Origin of the sequence: Pseudomonas sp. C6002 (genome assembly GCF_013385805.1) — a bacterium.
Lineage (GTDB): Bacteria > Pseudomonadota > Gammaproteobacteria > Pseudomonadales > Pseudomonadaceae > Aquipseudomonas.
Map to the genome: position 1 here is coordinate 172491 of NZ_JACAPH010000004.1, position 20575 is coordinate 193065.

General features: G+C 61.6%; 19 protein-coding genes and 1 pseudogene. 16 read left to right on the top strand and 4 right to left on the bottom strand.

The genetic code is table 11. The annotated features are described in order from the left end of the window. Positions 1-8: 8 nt before the first annotated feature. Both HX817_RS01950 and HX817_RS01955 read right to left on the bottom strand, forming a co-directional pair. The gene (locus HX817_RS01950; RefSeq protein WP_102367974.1) at positions 9-824 is read right to left on the bottom strand and encodes a rhodanese-like domain-containing protein; all 816 of its coding nucleotides are present in this window, start codon (positions 822-824) and stop codon (positions 9-11) included. Between the two features lie 58 nt (positions 825-882). Continuing rightward, complete coding sequence (locus tag HX817_RS01955; protein ID WP_008439108.1) at positions 883-2418, bottom strand: HDOD domain-containing protein; 1536 nt, start codon at positions 2416-2418, stop codon at positions 883-885. Positions 2419-2584: 166 nt separating this feature from the next. Here HX817_RS01955 and motA point away from each other — a divergent pair, with 166 nt between their 5' ends. The 3 genes and pseudogenes from motA to HX817_RS31540 all read left to right on the top strand — a co-directional run. Beyond that, positions 2585-3436: a flagellar motor stator protein MotA gene (gene motA, locus HX817_RS01960; protein WP_003217532.1), complete on the top strand. Its 852-nt coding sequence runs from the start codon at positions 2585-2587 to the stop codon at positions 3434-3436. A 3-nt stretch (positions 3437-3439) separates the two neighbouring features. Then, the gene (gene motB, locus HX817_RS01965) at positions 3440-4462 is read left to right on the top strand and encodes a flagellar motor protein MotB (protein ID WP_003217531.1); all 1023 of its coding nucleotides are present in this window, start codon (positions 3440-3442) and stop codon (positions 4460-4462) included. A gap of 20 nt (positions 4463-4482) precedes the next feature. Further along, positions 4483-4614, top strand: a pseudogene (locus HX817_RS31540) (outer membrane lipoprotein carrier protein LolA); the annotation flags it as partial. Between the two features lie 2 nt (positions 4615-4616). Here HX817_RS31540 and rsgA read toward each other — a convergent pair. Further along, positions 4617-5648 carry a small ribosomal subunit biogenesis GTPase RsgA gene (gene rsgA, locus HX817_RS01970; protein WP_177028649.1) on the bottom strand — a complete coding sequence of 344 codons (1032 nt, stop codon included), beginning with the start codon at positions 5646-5648 and terminating at the stop codon, positions 4617-4619. A gap of 106 nt (positions 5649-5754) precedes the next feature. Here rsgA and orn point away from each other — a divergent pair, with 106 nt between their 5' ends. Next, positions 5755-6297, top strand: a complete 543-nt coding sequence (gene orn, locus HX817_RS01975; protein ID WP_003217529.1) for an oligoribonuclease — start codon at positions 5755-5757, stop codon at positions 6295-6297. Between the two features lie 205 nt (positions 6298-6502). Further along, positions 6503-7120, top strand: a complete 618-nt coding sequence (locus HX817_RS01980) for a trimeric intracellular cation channel family protein (RefSeq protein WP_172834585.1) — start codon at positions 6503-6505, stop codon at positions 7118-7120. Here the strand turns inward: HX817_RS01980 and queG are convergent. After that, a complete protein-coding gene (gene queG, locus HX817_RS01985) occupies positions 7099-8181 on the bottom strand; it encodes a tRNA epoxyqueuosine(34) reductase QueG (RefSeq protein WP_003217527.1) in 1083 nt (360 codons plus the stop codon). The genes HX817_RS01980 and queG overlap by 22 nt on opposite strands. 62 nt (positions 8182-8243) lie before the next feature. Between queG and HX817_RS01990 the strand changes: the two genes are divergently transcribed. The 11 genes from HX817_RS01990 to HX817_RS02040 all read left to right on the top strand — a co-directional run bounded on the left by HX817_RS01990 (position 8244) and on the right by HX817_RS02040 (position 20525). Continuing rightward, on the top strand, positions 8244-9104 hold the full coding sequence (locus HX817_RS01990; protein ID WP_003217526.1) for an NAD(P)H-hydrate dehydratase: 861 nt from the start codon (positions 8244-8246) through the stop codon (positions 9102-9104). Continuing rightward, complete coding sequence (gene tsaE, locus HX817_RS01995) at positions 9092-9562, top strand: tRNA (adenosine(37)-N6)-threonylcarbamoyltransferase complex ATPase subunit type 1 TsaE (protein WP_003217524.1); 471 nt, start codon at positions 9092-9094, stop codon at positions 9560-9562. Before HX817_RS01990 ends, tsaE begins: the two co-directional genes overlap by 13 nt. Before the next feature lie 3 nt (positions 9563-9565). Beyond that, complete coding sequence (locus HX817_RS02000; RefSeq protein ID WP_202948682.1) at positions 9566-10999, top strand: N-acetylmuramoyl-L-alanine amidase; 1434 nt, start codon at positions 9566-9568, stop codon at positions 10997-10999. A gap of 14 nt (positions 11000-11013) precedes the next feature. Beyond that, positions 11014-12912 (top strand): DNA mismatch repair endonuclease MutL, encoded by a 1899-nt coding sequence (gene mutL, locus HX817_RS02005; protein WP_177008354.1) that lies wholly within the window; start codon positions 11014-11016, stop codon positions 12910-12912. After that, the gene (gene miaA, locus HX817_RS02010; protein WP_003217518.1) at positions 12912-13883 is read left to right on the top strand and encodes a tRNA (adenosine(37)-N6)-dimethylallyltransferase MiaA; all 972 of its coding nucleotides are present in this window, start codon (positions 12912-12914) and stop codon (positions 13881-13883) included. Before mutL ends, miaA begins: the two co-directional genes overlap by 1 nt. Before the next feature lie 93 nt (positions 13884-13976). Further along, positions 13977-14240: an RNA chaperone Hfq gene (gene hfq / locus HX817_RS02015; RefSeq protein WP_003217515.1), complete on the top strand. Its 264-nt coding sequence runs from the start codon at positions 13977-13979 to the stop codon at positions 14238-14240. A gap of 12 nt (positions 14241-14252) precedes the next feature. Then, on the top strand, positions 14253-15554 hold the full coding sequence (gene hflX, locus HX817_RS02020) for a ribosome rescue GTPase HflX (RefSeq protein ID WP_003217514.1): 1302 nt from the start codon (positions 14253-14255) through the stop codon (positions 15552-15554). 96 nt (positions 15555-15650) lie between these two features. Further along, positions 15651-16826: an FtsH protease activity modulator HflK gene (gene hflK, locus HX817_RS02025; protein WP_087692480.1), complete on the top strand. Its 1176-nt coding sequence runs from the start codon at positions 15651-15653 to the stop codon at positions 16824-16826. Further along, the gene (gene hflC, locus HX817_RS02030; RefSeq protein ID WP_003217510.1) at positions 16826-17692 is read left to right on the top strand and encodes a protease modulator HflC; all 867 of its coding nucleotides are present in this window, start codon (positions 16826-16828) and stop codon (positions 17690-17692) included. Before hflK ends, hflC begins: the two co-directional genes overlap by 1 nt. 301 nt (positions 17693-17993) lie before the next feature. Continuing rightward, positions 17994-19181 (top strand): ATP phosphoribosyltransferase regulatory subunit, encoded by a 1188-nt coding sequence (locus HX817_RS02035; RefSeq protein ID WP_003217507.1) that lies wholly within the window; start codon positions 17994-17996, stop codon positions 19179-19181. Positions 19182-19235: 54 nt separating this feature from the next. After that, complete coding sequence (locus tag HX817_RS02040) at positions 19236-20525, top strand: adenylosuccinate synthase (RefSeq protein WP_003217505.1); 1290 nt, start codon at positions 19236-19238, stop codon at positions 20523-20525. Positions 20526-20575: the final 50 nt, after the last annotated feature.

A 20575-nucleotide genomic window follows, 5' to 3' on the forward strand; every position in this document is an offset into this window, starting at 1 on the left:
CTTAAACCTTAAATCTCAACGGGGGTGTCGGGGTGGTTGCCCCATTCGCCCCAGGAACCGGCATAACCTTTGACTCGTGGATAACCGAGCGCCTTGGCCACCAGGTAGGTGAAGCCAGAACGGTGGTGAGTCTGGCAGTGGGTGATGATTTCTTTGTCGCGGGTCAGCCCGAGGTCTTCGAGGATCTGCGGCATGTCGCGGCGGATGCGCAGCTGGCGCGCCTTGTCCATGCCGGCGGTCCATTCGAAGTTCACCGCGCCCGGGATGTGTCCACCCTTGGCCGCGAGGACTTTCTCCCCGGAGTATTCCAGCGGGCCACGGGCGTCCCAGATGCCCAGGTCGGCAGCGCCGAGGCGGCTTTGCAGGTACTCGCGGGTGGCGGTGGGTTCTTCATGCAACGTCAGGCTGACCGGCCCGCCGGCGCTGGCCGGTACCTCGGTGGACACTGGGTGTTTTTCTTCCAGCCACGCCAGCAGGCCGCCATCGAGGTAGTGGTATTTCTTGTGGCCGATGACGTCGAGCATCCAGATGAATCGCCCGGCCCAGCCACCGCCTTCGTCGTCATACACCACGTAGGTGGCATCAGGGGTGTGGCCCAGTTCGCCGAACAGCTTTTCCAGATCGGCCTTGCCCGGCAGCAGGCCCGGCGCTGGTGGCTGGCCCAGTTGAGTGCGTTTTGGATCAACGAAACGTGCGCCGGGGATATGCCCTTCGGCGTAACGCGCAGCGCTGGTGAGGTCCACCAGGATCAGGTGTTCGGCATCGAGGCGACCGAGCAGGTCACTGGCCTCGATGACCAGCGGCAAGCCAGAGAAGTCAGGCATGTGAGGTCTCCTGGGCATAAAAATTGGGCGCTAAGGGAGGGCGATTGTAGCGCAAGCGTCAGGCACTGCGGTTGGTAAAGCTGTGCAGGGCCTTTTCGATGCATTGGGCGGTTTTGCCGAAGGCCTGCACGGTGGTTTCCGAGAACGGCCCGCCGCCCTGGTCGGCCACCATCAGCATCACCACCCGGCCATTGCAGCTCAGGGAGCGCAGCAGCAGGTGTTCGCCTTTGAACAGGCGGCGCAGTTCCGGCGGCAGCAGTGCCGAGAACTGGGCGTGGTTGTCGGGGTTGAGGCGCACCTGGGCGGACTTGGCCAGCAGGCGTTGCAGCAGGGTGCTTTGCGCCACGTCGAGGCTCATGTGGTCGGCGTCCTTCGGCAGGCCGTCGACTTGATGCACACGTAGCGTGCTCAAGGTTTTGTCCGCCATCAGCAGCATCACCCGTTGCATGCCGCAGGCCACGAGGGCTTCCTTGGCGCAGGTGGTCAGGTGCATGGCGTTGGCAAAGCGGCTCGGCTCTACGAGCAATTCGGTGCAGCGCTTGCGCCAGATCGCCAGGGACTCGGCGGTGGGTGGCGGTGCCGGCAGCAAGCCGTGGTGAACGCGCTGCACATCCCATGGCCAGATCAACGACAGCGCCGGGTGCCACAGGTCGCGCATCAGGGTGCTGCGGGCGCTGATCGCCGCGTGTTGGTGGGACTGTTGCTGCACTTCGGCCAACGGTTGCTGCAGGTAAAGCGCAGTGAGGTATTGCCAGCGCTGGGTGTGCGGGCAGGTCCAGGACTCCTGCGCCGCCAGCGCCAGGCCGTTGGCCAACAGCACAGTGTTGGCCGGCTGGTTCAGCCAGCGGCGCAGGTTCGGGTCGGCATCCAGCAACTGCTGTTGGCGCAACGGCTCGTCTTCACGGGCAATGCTCAGCGCCTTGACCAGCAAGCGTTGTTCCGTCAGCAGTAACGTATAACCCTGGGATACCCAGATCGGCAGGCGCCAGGTGTTGGTCAACCCGAGGCACAGGTCCAGCAGGCGTACGCCGAACAGCTCCTGTTCGACTGTGCGTGCCGATTCGCCCTTGTGAATCACCCGCAGCTCCCATTCTTCCAGCAGCTTGGGATAGGCAATCGCCATCGGCCACAGCGGCGAAAGGAACAGCAGGCTGCCCCAGTGAATGTCTTGCCACAACCGCGCCAGGCGGCTGGCGAACAGGCCGCTGGCTTGTTGCGAAGCGTGCTGGCTGATCATCTGCAGCTGGCGCAGGGCCACGGGGATTTCATTCAGCGGCACGGAAGGCAGGCGCCGCAGCAGCTCCTCGGTGCGCTTGAGGCCGAGGCGATTGATCGCCACTTCGAGATTTTCTGCCGGCTCCGCGAGGCTGCCGTGGGCCTGGTTGTTGGCCTCGCGCATCACGCTCAGCACCAGCGCCGGGCTGTTCTGCATCAGCTCTGCAATATCCCGCAACGAACTGCGGTTGTCGCCGATGGCCTTGCAAACCCGGTCGTGGCTCGCCTGTGGAACAGGCAACAGCACATCGTCCAGGCGCTTTACCCAAGCGGCGAGGGTGGCGGGTTTTTGAGTTGGGACTGTCGTTTCATTTGCCATGATTGGGGCGCGATCATCACTTGCGGTCAACACGCCCGGGACGGGCCGAACTGGTTTTTCGCCATAACGGGCTATAGTCTGGCGCAGATTTGCCGATAAGTAGAACAAGAGTTTTCAACTCTTGCGAATATGACCCTGAACCCGACGGCGCAAGTACTCATCCCCTATGGCTAAAATTATCGGCATCATCGTCGTCATCGCGAGCGTGCTCGGCGGATACGTCCTTTCCCACGGCAAGATTGCGGCGCTGATCCAGCCTTTCGAAGTGCTGATTATCGGCGGTGCGGCGTTCGGCGCATTCCTGCAGGCCAACCCCGGCTACATGACGATGCACGTGATCAAGAAGTCGCTGGGCATGTTCAGCTCGCGCTTCTCCCACACCTTCTACCTGGAAGTGCTGGGGCTGATCTACGAGATCCTCAACAAGAGCCGCCGCGAAGGCATGATGGCCATCGAAGGCGACATCGAGGACGCCGCGGCGAGCCCGATTTTCGCCAAGTACCCGGCCGTGCTCAAAGACGAGCGCATGACCGCCTACATCTGTGATTACCTGCGCATCATGTCGTCCGGCAACATGGCGCCCCATGAGCTGGAAGGCCTGTTCGACATGGAACTGTTCAGCCTCAAGGAAGAGCTGGAGCACCCATCCCACGCCGTGACCGGCATCGCCGACGGCATGCCCGGTTTCGGTATTGTTGCCGCGGTGCTCGGGATCGTGGTGACCATGGCCTCCCTGGGTGAAGGCGACCAGAAAGCCATCGGCATGCACGTAGGTGCGGCACTGGTAGGTACCTTCTTCGGTATTCTCGCGGCCTACGGTTTCTTCGGCCCGCTGGCCACGTCCCTGGCCCACGATGCCAAGGAAGAAGTGAATCTGTACGAAGCCATCAAGGCCTGCCTGGTGGCTTCGGCTTCCGGCATGCCGCCATCGCTGGCAGTGGAGTTCGGGCGCAAGGTTCTGTATCCGAAGCACCGTCCAAGCTTCGCTGAGCTGGAACAAGCGGTTCGCGGTCGCTAAGCCATGGAAAACAACCAGCCGATCATCATCAAGCGCGTCAAGCGCTTCGCTGCGGGGCACCATGGCGGCGCCTGGAAAATCGCCTTCGCCGACTTTGCGACGGCGATGATGGCGTTCTTCCTGGTGCTGTGGCTGATGTCCACCGCCACGCCGGAACAGAAGATCGCCATCGCCGGTTACTTCAAGGACCCCATCGGTTTCTCCGAGAGCGGCACGCCTTTTGTGATCGACCTCGGTGGTTCGCCGCAACTGGCGCCCGAGCGCACCATCAACCCGGAAATCAAGACCGACTCGCCCCAGGAAAAGATCCCGATCGAGCGCGACACCGTCGAGAGCATGGCCGAACAGGTCGAGCAGGAACGCCTGGAATTGCTGCTGCAGGAACTGCAAACCAAGGTTGAGGAAAACCCGCAACTGCTGAAGTTCAAGGACCAGATTTCCTTCGAGATCACCCCGGATGGCTTGCGCATCCAGATCACGGACGCCGCCAACCGGCCGATGTTCGATTCCGGCAGTGCACGCTTGAAGCCGTACTTTGAAGACATCCTGCTGGCCATGGCCGACACCATCAAGGCGGTGCCGAACAAGATCAGCATCAGCGGCCACACCGACGCCAAGCCGTATGCAGGCCAGGGCGACTTCGGCAACTGGGAGCTCTCGGCCAACCGGGCCAATGCCGCGCGTCGTGCACTGGTGGCCGGCAGCTATCCGGACCCGCAAGTGGCACGGGTGGTGGGGTTTGCTTCCTCGCAGCTGTTTGATCCCAAGGATCCGTTCAATCCGATCAACCGACGCATCGATATCGTCGTGCTGACCAAAAAGGCCCAGCGTGCGATTGAAGGTGACCCGCCTGCGACGCCACCGGTACCGACCCAGGGTGAAGGCGCGCCGGGCGAGGTGCCGGCAGACCCGAACGCACTGCCGCCCGAGCAGGAGCCGCTGCCAGCCCATGAGCTGCGGCAGAAGCTGAACCTGTTTGACGATGGCGGTGTGAAGGATCCGACTCAGCCAGCCACTGGCTCGTAAGCAGGTACAAAAAGGCCGCGATGATCGCGGCCTTTTTGTATCTGCTACATCCTGTAGGAGCGAGCTTGCTCGCGATGGACGTTAACGATGACGCGTGCTCTCTGAATGCACGCGGCGCCCTCAAGCTTTTCGCGAGCAAGCTCGCTCCTACATGTTAATAGCTGGTCTCGGGCAAGCTGGCGATGATCGAGCGATAGCTGTTCATTCGCTGCTGCTGCACGCGGCCGTCTTCCAGTGCCTTGAGCAGGGCGCAACCCGGCTCGCGGTCATGTTTGCAGTCACGGAAACGGCAGGTGCCGATCAAGTCGTTGAACTCGATAAAGCCCGCTTCAACATCGGCACGGCTCACATGGCCCAGGCCGAATTCACGGATGCCGGGGGAGTCGATCAACTCGCCGCCGCCCGGAAAGTGGAACAATCGCGCGGTGGTGGTGGTGTGGGTGCCCTGGCCGGACAGCTCCGACAGCGGGCCAACACGGGTTTCGACTTCCGGCAACAGGCTGTTGACCAGGGACGACTTGCCCACGCCCGACTGGCCGACGAACACGCTGATGCGCCCGTCCAGTTCAGTCTGTAACTGTTCCATGCCATTGCCGTGATGCGCCGAGACTTCCAGCACCGGGTAGCCGAGGGTGCGGTACACCGCCAGCAACGCGTTGAGCGCCGGGGCGTTCTGTTGGTCGATCAGGTCGAATTTGTTCAGCAGCAACAGCGGGCGAATGCCGGCGTGTTCGGCCGCTACCAGGTAGCGGTCGATCAGGTTGGCATGGGGTTCGGGCAGTGGCGCGAAGACAATGACGATCATGTCGACGTTGGCCGCTACCGGCTTGAGCTGGCCACGGCTGTCGGGGCGACGCAGTTCGGTGGTGCGCGGCAACTGGGCGACGATCACGCCGATGCCCTGGTTGCCGGCACGCCATACCACCTTGTCGCCGGTCACCAGCGCAGGCAGGTTGGCGCGCAGGTGGCAACGGAACACCTGGCCGGCGTGATCGCCTTCGGTGGCCTCGACTTCGACCTGCACACCGAAGTGCGCGATCACCAGGCCCGTTTGCTCGGGGCCCAGGTCGCCGCCCTCAAGCGCTTCCACGGCGGAGGATTCACGTTTGGCGGCGCGGGCAGCGCGTTCGCCCTGAATCTTTTCGATGCGCCAGTTTTGGCGACGGTTGAGCTGGCGTTTGGCCATTGGTGTTCCGTGTCGATAATGCAAAGGTTAGGTGAAACGGTCGCGAGTCTAGCACGCCCTGCCTGCTAAACTGCGCAGCTACGCCAAGGTGCCAAGGAACCACGACATGCAAAACCCACAGAACCTGATTTGGATCGATCTGGAAATGACCGGTCTGAACCCTGACACCGACGTCATCATCGAGATGGCGACCATTGTCACCGACAGCAACCTCAACACCTTGGCCGAAGGTCCGGTGATCGCCATTCACCACAGCGACGCGGTGCTGGCCACCATGGACGAGTGGAACACCCGCACCCACGGCAACTCGGGCCTGACCCAGCGTGTGCGCGACAGCCGCGTGAGCATGGCTGAGGCTGAAGCCGAAACCATCGCCTTCCTGGAAAAGTGGGTACCCAAGGGCAAGTCGCCAATCTGCGGCAACAGCATTTGCCAGGACCGCCGCTTTCTCTATACCCACATGAAGGCGCTGGAAAGCTACTTCCACTACCGCAACCTGGACGTGTCGACCTTGAAGGAGCTGGCCGCGCGCTGGGCGCCGGAAGTCAAAGACAGCTTCCACAAGGGCAGCACCCACCTGGCACTGGACGATATCCGCGAGTCGATTGCCGAGCTGCAGCATTACCGCAAGCATTTCATCAAGTTCTGACTTGAGTCGTGGTGAGGCGTTTTTGTGGCGAGGGAGCTTGCTCCCGCTGGGCTGCGAAGCGGCCCTGAAAAATGGGACTGCTGCGCAGTCCAACGGGAGCAAGCTCTCTCGCCACATCAGCAAGAGCTTTAAGCTCTTCAGCGCTCGCCCCCTTTTGGTGCCATCACCAAATGATTAGACTGCGCGCCTCTTTGCAAGGATCGCCATCATGCTGCTGATGCTCTACCTCATCGCCATCACCGCCGAAGCCATGACGGGTGCCTTGTCCGCCGGGCGGCGCGGGATGGACTGGTTCGGTGTGGTGCTGATCGCCTGCGTGACGGCGCTGGGCGGCGGTTCGGTGCGTGACGTGTTGCTCGGCCACTACCCGCTGACCTGGGTCAAACACCCGGAGTACCTGGTGCTGACCTCCGTCGCGGCCCTGGTGACCATCTTCATCGCTCCATTGATGCGCCACCTGCGCTCGCTGTTCCTCGCGCTGGACGCCGTGGGCCTGGTGGCCTTCACCCTGATCGGCAGCATGACCGCCCTGGAAATGGGCCACGGCATGCTGGTGGCGTCAGTCAGCGGTGTGATCACCGGGGTATTCGGCGGCATCCTGCGGGATATCTTCTGCAACGACATTCCGTTGATCTTCCGCCGCGAGCTGTACGCCAGCGTGTCGTTCCTGGCCGCCTGGTTCTACATGCTGTGCATCTACCTTGAGCTGCCAAGTGAGCAATCGATCCTGCTGACGCTGTTCAGCGGCTTTCTATTGCGCCTGCTGGCGATCCGTTTTCACTGGGAAATGCCCAAGTTCGTCTACAACGACGACGTGCACTGACGTTCGGCGTGCTGGTTCAGCGCCCATTCCACATGTTCGCGCACCAGTTCCGAGGGGTATTCCCGACGCGCCTTCAGCGCTTCCAGCACCGGAATGCTTGATGGCGCATTGCCCAGGCCCACCGCCAGGTTGCGCAGCCAGCGCTCATAGCCGGCGCGGCGCAGGGGAGAACCTTCGGTGCTGCTGAGGAATTTGTCCTCGTCCCACATAAACAACTCGGCGAGCTCTGCGTTATCCAGGTTGTGCCGTGGCTTGAAATCGCCTTCGTCGGTAGGCCGCGCGAAACGATTCCACGGGCAAACGATCTGACAGTCATCGCAGCCGAATACCCGATTGCCGATCAGTGGGCGCAGTTCTTCGGGGATCGCGCTTTTCAGCTCGATGGTCAGGTAGGAAATGCAGCGCCGGGCGTCCAGCACGTAGGGCCCGACGAAGGCGTTGGTAGGGCAGATATCCAGGCAGGCGGTGCAGCGGCCACAATGTTCGGTGGCGTGGGGTGGGTCGACCGGCAACGGCAGGTCGACAAACAGCTCGCTCAGGAAGAAGTAACTGCCCGCCTTGCGATTGAGTACCAGGGTGTTCTTGCCGATCCAGCCGAGCCCGGCCTGCTCGGCGATGGCTTTTTCCAGCACGGGGGCGCTGTCGACAAAGGCGCGGAAGCCGAACGGGCCGATTTGCGCCTGGATGCGGTCGGCCAGTTGCTGCACGCGCTTGCGGATCAGCTTGTGGTAGTCGCGGCCCAGGGCGTAGCGGGAGATGTAGGCTTTTTCGGGTTTGGCCAGCAGTTGGGCCATTTGGGTGTCGCCCGGCAAGTAGTCCATGCGCAGTGAGACCACGCGCAAGGTGCCGGGTACCAGCTCCTCCGGGTGTGAGCGCTTGCTGCCGTGGGCGCCCATGTAGTCCATTTCGCCGTGGTAGCCGGCGTCGAGCCAGCGTTGCAGGTGCTGTTCATGCTCGGCGAGGTCGAGGCCGCTGATGCCCACTTGTTGAAAGCCCAGCTCGCGGCCCCAGTCTTTGATCGATTGGGCGAGGGCGGGCAGGTCGTAGGTAATAGCAGGCATGAACAAGAGAAACCGCAGGTTAGATGCGTATAATTCTGCCAGACATCGGAGCTTGAAGACGCATGCCGCAGACAAAACACGAAATACCCGACGTTCAGCACCTGTTGCCCGGCCAATTGCCGCAACTCGCTGCGCGTTCCCCGGACGCCCATAAAGGCCAGTTCGGCCATGTATTGCTGATCGGCGGCGACCGCGGTTTTGGCGGCGCCGCCTTGCTCAGTGCTGAAAGTGCCCTGCGCAGTGGTGCCGGCATGGTTTCCCTGGCGACCCGTAGCGAACACGTCGGTGCGGCGCTGGCGCGGTTGCCGGAAGTGATGACGGTGGGCGTGCACTCGGCCAATCAATTGATGGGCCTGCTGGAAAAGATTTCCGTGATCGTCATCGGCCCGGGCCTGGGCGAGGTCTCCTGGGGCAAAAGCCTGCTGTCGGTAGCGGCCAATGCCAGGCAGCCGCAAGTCTGGGACGCCGATGCCTTGAACCTGCTGGCGGCGGGCAGCGTCAGCTTGCCGGCCAATTGCGTGATCACTCCGCATCCTGGCGAAGCGGCCCGCTTGATGGGTATTTCGACAGCCGAGGTTCAGGCCGACCGCCTTAACGTGGCGCGCGCCTTGAGTCAGAAATTCAATGCGGTGGCGATCCTCAAGGGCGCCGGCAGCTTGATCGCCAGCCCGGACGGTCGGGTTGCCCGCTGCGATCAGGGCCATCCTGCAATGGCAACCGCTGGCCTTGGCGATGTGTTGGCCGGCCTGGTCGGTGCTTTGCTGGCGCAAGGCATGCCGGCATTTGATGCCGCCTGCCTGGCGGTCTGGCTGCATGCCACTGCCGGAGATCGCCAGGGTACCTACGGTCGCGGGCTGGCCGCCAGTGACCTGATTCCTGCCATTCGTCAGTTGCTGGAGGAGCAATCGCCGTGTCTGAAGTAGTTCTTTTCCTGCCTGATGAAGACGCTATGGTCGCCTTGGGCAACCGTATTGCCCGGGTCACTCAAGGCTCAGGGCTGATCTTTCTGGAAGGCGATCTCGGCGCCGGAAAAACCACATTGTCCCGGGGCATCATTCGCGGGTTGGGGCACGCGGGTGCTGTGAAAAGCCCTACGTTCACCTTGGTAGAACCCTACGAAATCGGTGACGTACGAGCGTTCCACTTCGACCTGTATCGCCTGGTGGACCCGGAAGAACTGGAATACATGGGCATTCGTGATTACTTCGATGAGGACGCCTTGTGCCTGATCGAGTGGCCAGATAAAGGCACAGGCTTTTTGCCAAAGCCGGACCTGACCATTACCATTACCCCGCATAAGCAAGGACGTCAGCTGAAGTTGTTGTCCCAGAGCGCGCGCGGCGAGTCGTGGTGCGCCGCCTTGGCATTGGAATTCAAATAATTGATGGGGTTAGGTATGCGCTTTCGCGCGTTGGTTACTGTCGTAGGGGTGTTGCTTGCGGCAATGACTTTCAATGCACTGGCGGCCTCACAGGTGAAAAGTGTTCGCCTGTGGCGGGCACCGGATAACACGCGACTGGTATTCGACCTGTCTGGCCCGGTTCAGCACAGCGTCTTCACCCTCACGGCGCCCGATCGCCTGGTGATTGATATCAACGGTGCGACCCTGGCCGCGCCGTTGAAAGTCGCCATGGCCAATACCCCGATTACCGCGATGCGCTCGGCCCAACGTACGCCGACCGACCTGCGGGTGGTCATCGACCTGAAAAAGGCCGTGACCCCGAAAAGCTTCGTACTGGCGCCCAACGCGCAGTATGGCAACCGGCTGGTGGTCGACCTGTTCGACAACGCCGCCGATGCCGCGCCGCCGCCTGCGCCAACTCCAAGCGTCGCGACGATACCTGCGGTGCCGGTCAACCAGTCGCAACCCCAGGTCAAATTGCCGCCGCTGCCACCGGCTCCGGCGGGCAAACGTGACATTATCGTGGTCATCGATGCCGGTCACGGCGGCGAAGACCCGGGTGCCTCGGGCTCGCGCGGCCAGCATGAAAAAGACGTAGTACTGGCCATCGCCCGCGAACTGCAGCGCCAGATCAATGGCATGAAAGGCTACCGCGCCGAGCTGACCCGGACCGGCGACTACTTTATTCCGCTGCGTGGCCGTACCGAAATCGCCCGCAAGAAGGGCGCCGACCTGTTCGTCTCGATCCACGCCGACGCCGCACCTTCGGCCGCGGCGTTTGGTGCCTCGGTGTTTGCCCTGTCTGATCGCGGCGCTACGTCCGAGACCGCCCGCTGGCTGGCGGACAGTGAAAACCGTTCCGACTTGATCGGCGGGGCTGGCAACGTATCCCTCGACGACAAGGACAAGATGCTCGCTGGCGTATTGCTCGATCTGTCGATGACTGCCTCGCTGACCTCCAGCCTGAACGTGGGGCAGAAAGTCCTGAGCAACATTGGTCGCGTCACCTCGCTGCACAAACAGCGCGTGGAACAGGCCGGGTTCATGGTGCTCAAGTCGCCGGATATTCCGTCGATCCTGGTGGAAACCGGGTTTATCTCCAACTCAAACGAAGCCTCGAAACTGGCCTCGGCCAGCCACCAGCAGGCGTTGGCGCGCTCCATCAGCGCCGGTGTTCGCCAGTTCTTCCAGCAGAACCCGCCGCCGGGCACTTATATAGCCTGGCTGCGTGACTCCGGGAAAATCGCCCAGGGCCCGCGTGACCATCGCGTGCAGCCGGGCGACACCCTGGCGATGCTGGCGGTGCGCTTCCAGGTGTCAGCGGCAACCTTGCGCAGTGCCAACAACCTCAAGACCGATGAATTGAAGGTAGGCCAGGTGTTGACCATCCCGGGCACTGAACTGGCGGCGCAATAATGAGCGAAACAGTCTTGAGCAATACCTCGCGCATCGAGCTGCTAAGCCCGCGTCTCGCCAACCAGATCGCGGCGGGTGAGGTGGTCGAGCGGCCAGCGTCGGTGATCAAGGAGTTGCTGGAAAACAGTATCGACTCCGGCGCCAGGCGCATTGATGTCGATGTTGAGCAAGGCGGCGTCAAGCTGCTGCGAGTGCGCGACGACGGCAGCGGGATTTCCTCCGATGACCTGCCGCTGGCCCTGGCCCGTCACGCCACCAGCAAGATTCGTGACCTGGAAGACCTGGAGCGGGTGATGAGCCTCGGGTTTCGTGGTGAGGCCCTGGCCTCCATCAGCTCCGTGGCTCGCCTGACCCTGACTTCCCGCACCCGCGACGCCGACCAGGCCTGGCAGGTTGAAACCGAAGGCCGCGACATGGCGCCCCGGGTCCAGCCGGCGGCACATCCGGTGGGCACCTCGGTGGAAGTACGCGACCTGTTCTTCAATACCCCGGCCCGGCGTAAATTCCTCAAGGCCGAAAAAACCGAATTCGATCACCTGCAGGAAGTCATCAAGCGCCTGGCCCTGGCGCGGTTTGATGTGGCTTTCCACCTGCGCCACAACGGCAAGACCATCCTCAGCCTGCACGAGGCCCATGATGATGCGGCCCGTGCGCGGCGTGTCTCGGCCATCTGCGGCGCGGGGTTCCTGGAGCAGGCGCTGCCGATCGAGATCGAGCGCAATGGCCTGCGGCTGTGGGGCTGGGTGGGTTTGCCGACTTTCTCCCGTAGCCAGGCGGACATGCAGTATTTCTTCGTGAATGGCCGGGCGGTGCGCGACAAGCTGGTGGCCCACGCGGTGCGCCAGGCGTATCGCGACGTGCTGTTCAACGGGCGGCATCCGACGTTTGTGCTGTTTTTCGAGGTCGACCCGTCGGTGGTCGACGTCAACGTGCACCCGACCAAGCACGAAGTGCGCTTCCGTGACGGTCGCATGGTCCACGACTTTCTTTACGGCACCCTGCACCGCGCCTTGGGCGATGTGCGGCCGGATGATCACCTGGCGGCGCCGATTGTCACGGCTGTTGTCCGTCCTTCAGGGCCGGAAGCCGGCGAGTTCGGGCCCCAGGGCGAAATGAGCCTGGCGGCCAACCTGCTGCAATCGCCGCAAGCCCAGCCGAGCTATACCGCACCAGGCTCAGGCGCCGGCGCCGGTTATCAATACCAGTACACCCCGCGTCCGCAATCGGCGGTGCCGGTGGCCGAGGCCCAGGCGGCCTATCGCGAGTTTTTCGCGCCGCTGCCCGGCGCCGAGCCAGGTGCTGCCGCGTTGCCGGAAGGCCAGGGCGACGTGCCGCCGTTGGGTTACGCGCTGGCACAGCTCAAGGGTATCTATATTCTTGCGGAAAACGCCCATGGCCTGGTGCTGGTGGACATGCACGCCGCCCACGAGCGGATCATGTACGAGCGCCTGAAGATCGCCATGGCCAGCGAAGGCCTGAGCGGCCAGCCGCTGCTGGTGCCGGAATCCCTGGCGGTCAGCCAGCGGGAAGCGGATTGCGCCGAAGAGCACATCAGCGTGTTCCAGAAGCTGGGCTTTGAGCTGCAACGCCTGGGGCCGGAAACCCTGGCTATCCGCCAGATTCCGGCTTTGCTCAAGCAGGCAGAGGCCAACCGGCTGGTGGCCGACGTACTGGCAGACCTGATGGAATACGGCACCAGTGACCGGATCCAGGCCCACATCAATGAACTGCTCGGCACCATGGCCTGTCACGGCGCCATCCGCGCCAACCGCCGGCTGGCCTTGCCGGAAATGAACGGCCTGCTGCGGGACATGGAAAACACCGAGCGCAGCGGCCAGTGCAACCATGGCCGCCCGACCTGGACCCAGATGGGCCTGGACGACCTGGACAAACTGTTCTTGCGCGGCCGTTGATGAGTGCCTTGCCCCCCGCAATCTTCCTGATGGGCCCGACGGCCGCCGGCAAGACCGACCTGGCCATCGAGCTGACCAAGGTCTTGCCGTGCGAGTTGATCAGTGTCGACTCTGCACTGGTTTACCGGGACATGGACATCGGCACTGCCAAACCTTCAAAAGAGCTGCTGGCCCAGTATCCGCACCGGTTGATCGACATTATTGATCCCAGCGAGAGCTATTCGGCGGCGGATTTTCGCATCGATGCGCTGGCCGCCATGGCCGATATCACCGCGCGGGGCAAGATTCCGCTGTTGGTTGGCGGCACGATGCTCTACTACAAGGCCTTGCAGGAAGGTCTGGCTGATATGCCGCCAGCTGATCCACAGGTGCGCGCCGAACTTGAAGAAGAGGCTGCGCGCCTTGGCTGGCAGGCCTTGCACGATCAGTTGGCCATTGTGGATCCGGTTTCCGCCGCGCGAATTCATCCCAATGACCCCCAGCGCCTGACGCGAGCGTTGGAAGTCTGGCGGGTCAGTGGCCAGACCATGACTGAACACAGGCTGAAACAAACTGCGCAAAGTGCTGAAGCAGGCGCCTCGGGACACTCACAATTGCCCTATACTGTGGCGAATCTGGCCATCGCTCCGACGGATCGCCAGGTGCTGCATGAACGAATTGCACAAAGATTCACAATTATGTTGGAACAGGGGTTTGTGGAGGAGGTCGTAGCACTGCGTTCAAGAGGTGACCTGCATCCAGGGCTGCCTTCGATACGTGCTGTAGGCTACCGCCAAGTCTGGGATCATCTGGATGGCAAGCTGACGTCAGCCGAAATGCAGGAGCGCGGCATCATTGCCACGCGCCAATTGGCGAAGCGTCAGTTCACCTGGTTGCGCAGTTGGAGCGATTTGCACTGGCTGGACAGCCTGGACAGCGACAATCTGTCACGCGCCTTGAAATACTTGGGAACGGTCTCCATATTGAGCTGAGTCCTTGCAATTGCCGTCTATCCTTGGGGGTGTGACGGCCATGAGCTATCTATTTTCCGATTTTTATTATTGATCCTTAAAGGAGTGCGGCACATGTCAAAAGGGCATTCGCTACAAGACCCTTACTTGAATACTTTACGTAAAGAGAAAGTTGGGGTTTCCATCTATCTGGTCAACGGTATCAAGCTGCAAGGTACGATCGAGTCGTTCGACCAGTTCGTGATCCTGCTGAAAAACACCGTAAGCCAAATGGTTTACAAGCACGCTATCTCGACCGTAGTGCCGGTTCGTCCAATTCGTCTGCCTAGCGCAACCGAAGAACAGGGTGACGCCGAGCCTGCACCAGGTAACGCCTGATAGGAGTCTCCTTTGTTCTTTGAGCGCCACGGTGGTGGTGAGCGAGTAATCCTCGTTCACTTGGATGGACAGGACCCTGAGGCGCGCGAAGATCCGCAGGAGTTTCAGGAGTTGGCAAATTCGGCCGGCGCCGAGACCGTCGCGTTTTTTAACGTGCCGCGTCATCGGCCAACCGCCAAATTCCTGATCGGCAGCGGCAAGGTCGAGGAACTGCGCGACCTGGTCCACGCCGAAAAGGCCGATCTGGTGATTTTCAATCACATCCTCACGCCCAGTCAGGAACGTAACCTCGAACGAGTTTTCGAGTGTCGCGTGATCGACCGCACGGGTCTGATTCTCGATATTTTCGCTCAACGCGCCCGTACCCATGAAGGCAAGCTCCAGGTAGAACTGGCCCAGCTTGACCACATGAGCACCCGGCTGGTGCGTGGCTGGACTCACCTTGAGCGCCAGGGTGGCGGCATCGGCATGCGCGGCCCGGGTGAAACCCAGCTGGAAACCGACCGGCGTCTGCTGCGGGTCCGCCTGCGACAGATCAAGGGCCGCCTGGAGAAGGTGCGCAGCCAGCGCGAACAATCGCGACGTGGCCGTATGCGTGCGGATATCCCGACCGTTTCCCTGGTGGGCTATACCAACGCCGGCAAATCCACACTCTTCAACAACGTGACGAAATCGGACGTGTACGCGGCCGACCAACTGTTCGCGACCCTCGACCCGACCTTGCGCCGTCTGGAACTGGACGACCTGGGGCCGATTGTCCTGGCCGATACCGTGGGTTTCATTCGTCACTTGCCCCACAAGCTGGTCGAGGCATTTCGGTCTACGCTCGAAGAGTCGAGCAATTCCGACCTGCTGTTGCACGTGATCGATGCGGCCGAACCGGATCGCATGTTGCAGATTGAACAGGTCATGGTGGTGCTGGGCGAGATTGGTGCCCAGGACTTGCCGATCCTCGAGGTCTATAACAAACTCGATTTGCTTGAAGGCGTTGAGCCACAAATCCAGCGCGACGAAAACGGCAAGCCCCAGCGGGTCTGGCTGTCGGCGCGTGATGGCAGTGGCCTGGAATTGCTTGAACAAGCCATTGCCGAGCTGTTGGGCAGCGATTTGTTCGTCGGCACCTTGCGCTTGCCGCAGCGTTTTGCTCGACTGCGTGCACAGTTTTTCGAGCTGGGCGCGGTACAGAAAGAAGAACACGACGAAGAAGGTGTCAGCTTGCTGGCCGTTCGATTGCCGCGCTCGGAGCTGAATCGGCTGGTCAGCCGTGAAGGCGTTGTGCCGACAGAGTTCATCGAACAACACACTTTGCAATAAAAGCCTGAGAAAGCGGTTGTGCCGCTGTGACAGGCATTCTGTAGCATTGGTCGGCGCGCCGTGGGTGCGTCTTTGCTTTATCAGATGGAGAGCGCTATGGCTTGGAATGAGCCGGGTGGCAACTCGAATAATCAGGATCCTTGGGGTGGTAAACGCCGCAATAATGGCGACCGCAAGGGGCCACCAGATCTCGACGAGGCCTTCCGAAAGCTGCAGGAAAGCCTGAATGGGTTGTTCGGTGGTGGAAAAAAACGTGGTGGTGACGAAGGCGGTCGTACGAGCAAGGGCGGTGGTTACGGCCTGCTCGGCATCGGCCTCGTCGTGCTGGCGGCCGTCTGGCTGTACAGCGCCGTCTATGTGGTGGACGAGCAGGAGCAAGCCGTGGTGCTGCGCTTCGGCAAGTACTACGAGACTGTCGGCCCTGGCCTGAACATCTACTTCCCGCCGATCGACAAGAAGTACATGGAAAACGTCACGCGTGAGCGTGCCTACACCAAGCAGGGCCAGATGCTGACCGAAGACGAGAACATCGTCGAAGTGCCGCTGACCGTGCAGTACAAGATCAGCAACCTGCAGGACTTCGTGCTGAACGTCGACCAGCCGGAGATCAGCCTGCAACATGCGACCGAAAGCGCCCTGCGCCACGTGGTGGGTTCCACCGCAATGGACCAGGTGCTGACTGAAGGCCGTGAATTGATGGCCAGCGAAATCAAGGAGCGCCTACAACGGTTCCTCGACACGTACCGCACCGGTATCACCGTGACCCAGGTCAACGTACAGAGCGCAGCGGCACCGCGTGAAGTGCAGGAAGCCTTCGATGACGTGATCCGTGCCCGTGAAGACGAGCAGCGTTCGCGCAACCAGGCTGAAACCTACGCCAACGGCGTGGTGCCGGAAGCCCGTGGCCAGGCCCAGCGCATCCTTGAGGATGCCAACGGTTACCGCGACGAAGTGGTCTCCCGCGCCAAGGGTGAGGCAGATCGTTTCACCAAGCTGGTGGCCGAGTACCGCAAGGCACCGGAAGTCACCCGTGAGCGTCTGTACCTGGACACCATGCAGGAAGTCTTCAGCAACACCAGCAAGGTTCTCGTGACCGGCAGCAAGGGCGGGCAGAACAATCTGCTGTACCTGCCGCTGGACAAGATGATCGAAGGTGGTCGTAGCAGCACCAGCGCACCGGCTACCGGTTCCAATGCTGCTGCCAACGAAGCGAGCGCCCGTGCGGCCGCTGACCTGCTGCAACAGCAAACACGTACCAGGGAGAGTCGTTGATGAGCAATAAATCGCTGACCGCCCTGATTGTGGGCGTCGTCGTGGTCATCGCTGCCTGGAACTGCTTCTATATCGTGTCTCAGACCGAGCGCGCGGTGTTGCTGCAATTCGGTCGCGTGGTCCAGGCGGATGTCCAGCCGGGCCTGCATGTGAAAGTCCCCTACGTCAACCAGGTGCGCAAGTTCGACGGCCGCCTGATGACCCTGGATGCACCGACACAACGCTTCCTGACCCTGGAAAAGAAAGCTGTGATGGTTGACGCCTACGCCAAGTGGCGCGTCAAGGATGCCGAGCGCTTCTACACCGCGACCTCCGGCCTCAAGCAGATTGCCGACGAGCGTTTGTCACGCCGTCTGGAATCGGGCCTGCGTGACCAGTTTGGTAAGCGCACCCTGCACGAGGTGGTATCCGGTGAACGTGACGCGCTGATGGCGGACATCACGCGTTCGTTGAATGCGATGGCGGAAAAAGAGCTGGGCATCGAGGTGATCGATGTTCGGGTCAAGGCCATCGACCTTCCGAAGGAAGTGAACCGCAGCGTGTTCGAGCGTATGAGCACCGAGCGTGAGCGCGAGGCTCGTGAGCACCGCGCCAAGGGTAACGAACTGGCAGAAGGGATCCGCGCGGATGCCGACCGTCAGCGTCGCGTACTGTTGGCTGAAGCCTATCGCGAGTCTGAAGAGGCCCGTGGTGATGGTGATGCTCAAGCCGCTTCGATCTACGCCAAGGCCTATGGCCAGGACCAGGAGTTCTACGCGTTCTACCGTAGCCTGCGCGCCTACCGTGAAAGCTTTGCGAACAAAACCGACGTCATGGTGCTGGACCCAAGTAGCGATTTCTTTCGCTATCTGGAAAAGTCCAAGTAACCCGCATGTAGTCTGAGAATCGCTCCGTCGGGCGGCTAAAATGCCGGGCGGGGTGATCCTTTCAGAAAACGGGTGTATGATGCGGCAGCCGGGAAATTCCCGGCTTTTTTGCGTCTGCATGTTTGATTGTGGTTTTGCTCCGCAGGCGCCACAGGTTTTTCGAGGAAAGTGCCCGACGAGGCCGATTGTTGGTCGTTCGTCCCGTCGCTCTTGCGCGTGGTTTATGCAGGGGCCGGGTATTTTCTGCTTCACTCAAGGCTCGCCCGAGGGCTGGCCGCCCGGATCATAGGGGAATGGCGTAATGGCAACGGTAGACCGCTGGCTGCTGCCAGATGGCATCGAAGAAGTACTGCCACCAGAAGCTGCGCGCATTGAAATCGCGCGCCGCCAGGTGTTGGATCTGTTCCAGAGCTGGGGTTACGAGTTTGTCGTGACTCCGCATATCGAGTACCTGGAATCCCTGCTGACCGGCGCGGGCCAGGACCTGGATCTGCGCACCTTCAAGGTCATCGACCCGCAATCGGGCCGGCAAATGGGCTTTCGTGCCGACATCACGCCGCAAGTCGCGCGCATTGATGCGCACACCCTGCGTCGCGAAGGGCCAAGCCGCCTGTGCTACGCCGGCAGCGTGCTGCATGCGCAACCGCGTGCGTTGTCGTCGTCCCGCAGCCCGATCCAGTTGGGCGCCGAGTTGTACGGTGATGCCAGCCCGAGCAGCGACGTGGAAGTCATCAGCCTGATGCTGGCCATGTTGCAGCTGGCCGATGTGCCGGATGTGCACATGGACCTCGGGCATGTCGGCATCTACCGCGGCCTGGCCCGTGCGGCCGGTCTGTCGGGTGAAGTGGAACAACAGTTGTTCGATGCCCTGCAACGCAAGGCCATCGATGAAGTGATTGCCCTGACGGCGGGCGTGCCTGCCGACCTGGCCGGCATGCTGCGTGCGCTGGTGGATCTGTGTGGCGGCCGTGAAGTACTGACCGCCGCCCGTGATCGCCTGGCGAATGCGCCGGCTGATGTATTGGCGGCCCTGGACGATGTGCTGGCGATTGCCGAGCAGTTGTCTGCGCGCTTCCCGCAGTTGCCGCTGTACTTTGATTTGGGTGAGTTGCGCGGCTACCACTACCACACCGGTGTGGTGTTTGCGGTGTTTGTCCCGGGTGTTGGCCAGGCCATCGCCCAGGGCGGTCGTTACGACGATATCGGCGCCGACTTCGGTCGCGCTCGTCCGGCGACCGGTTTTTCCACCGATTTGAAAACCCTGGTGACCCTGGGGCGTGCTGAGGTCGAACTGCCGTCTGGCGGTATCTGGATGCCCGACAGTACGGACGCAGCACTCTGGCAGCAGGTTTGCCAGTTGCGCAGTGAGGGTCAGCGTGTGGTCCAGGCCTTGCCTGGGCAGCCATTGGCCGCCGCCCGTGAAGCGGACTGCGACCGGCAATTGATTCAGCAGAACGGGCTTTGGCAAGTATCGCCACTGGCTTCTTGAGTTTTCCTGCCGGCCACTGCCGGCACCAAGTTTGCGCGAATGAGGACAAGTGTTATGGGTAAGAATGTCGTAGTCCTGGGCACCCAATGGGGTGATGAGGGCAAAGGCAAGATCGTTGATCTGCTGACCGAACATGCTGCCGCCGTAGTGCGCTACCAAGGTGGCCACAACGCTGGCCACACCCTGGTCATCGATGGCGAAAAAACCGTCTTGCACCTGATCCCGTCGGGTGTACTGCGCGAAGGCGTGCAGTGCCTGATCGGCAACGGCGTGGTGGTTGCACCTGACGCCCTGTTGCGCGAGATCACCAAGCTGGAAGAGAAAGGCGTGCCAGTGCGCGAGCGCCTGCGTATCAGCCCTTCCTGCCCGCTGATCCTGTCCTTCCACGTTGCGCTGGACCAGGCCCGTGAAAAGGCCCGTGGCGAGCTGAAGATCGGCACGACCGGTCGCGGCATCGGCCCGGCCTACGAAGACAAGGTTGCACGTCGTGGCCTGCGTGTGGGCGACCTGCTCAACATGCCGCGCTTTGAAGACAAGCTGCGTGAACTGGTGGATTACCACAACTTCATGCTGGTGGGTTACTACAAAGAGCCGGCCATCGAGTTTGAAAAGACCCTGGCCGAGTGCAAGGAATACGCCGAGCTGCTCAAGCCGCTGATGCTGGACGTGACTGCCGAGCTGCACGACCTGCGTCGCGCCGGCAAAGACATCATGTTCGAAGGCGCCCAGGGCTCGTTGCTGGACATCGACCACGGCACCTACCCGTACGTCACCAGTTCCAACACCACCGCTGGCGGCGTTGCGACGGGTTCGGGCGTTGGCCCGATGTTCCTGGACTACATCCTCGGCATCACCAAGGCATACACCACGCGTGTAGGTTCGGGTCCATTCCCGACTGAACTGTTCGACGACGTCGGCGCGCACCTGGCCAAACAAGGCCACGAGTTCGGCGCGACGACCGGCCGTGCCCGCCGTTGTGGCTGGTTCGACGCCGTTATCCTGCGTCGCGCTATCGATGTGAACAGCATCTCGGGCATCTGCCTGACCAAGCTGGACGTACTCGACGGCCTGGAAACCATCAACATCTGCATCGGCTACAAGGATGCGGAAGGCAAGGACGTTGCCCCGACTGACGCGGACAGCTACGTAGGCCTGCAGCCTGTGTACGAAGAAGTGCCAGGCTGGACCGAATCGACCGTGGGCGCCAAGACCCTGGAAGAACTGCCAGCCAACGCCCGCGCTTACATCAAGCGCGTCGAAGAGCTGATCGGTGCGCCGATCGACATTATTTCGACGGGCCCGGACCGCAACGAGACCATCGTTCTGCGTCACCCGTTCGCTTAATAAGCTGTTGATGTAAAAAGCAAAGGGCTCCTTCGGGAGCCCTTTGTCGT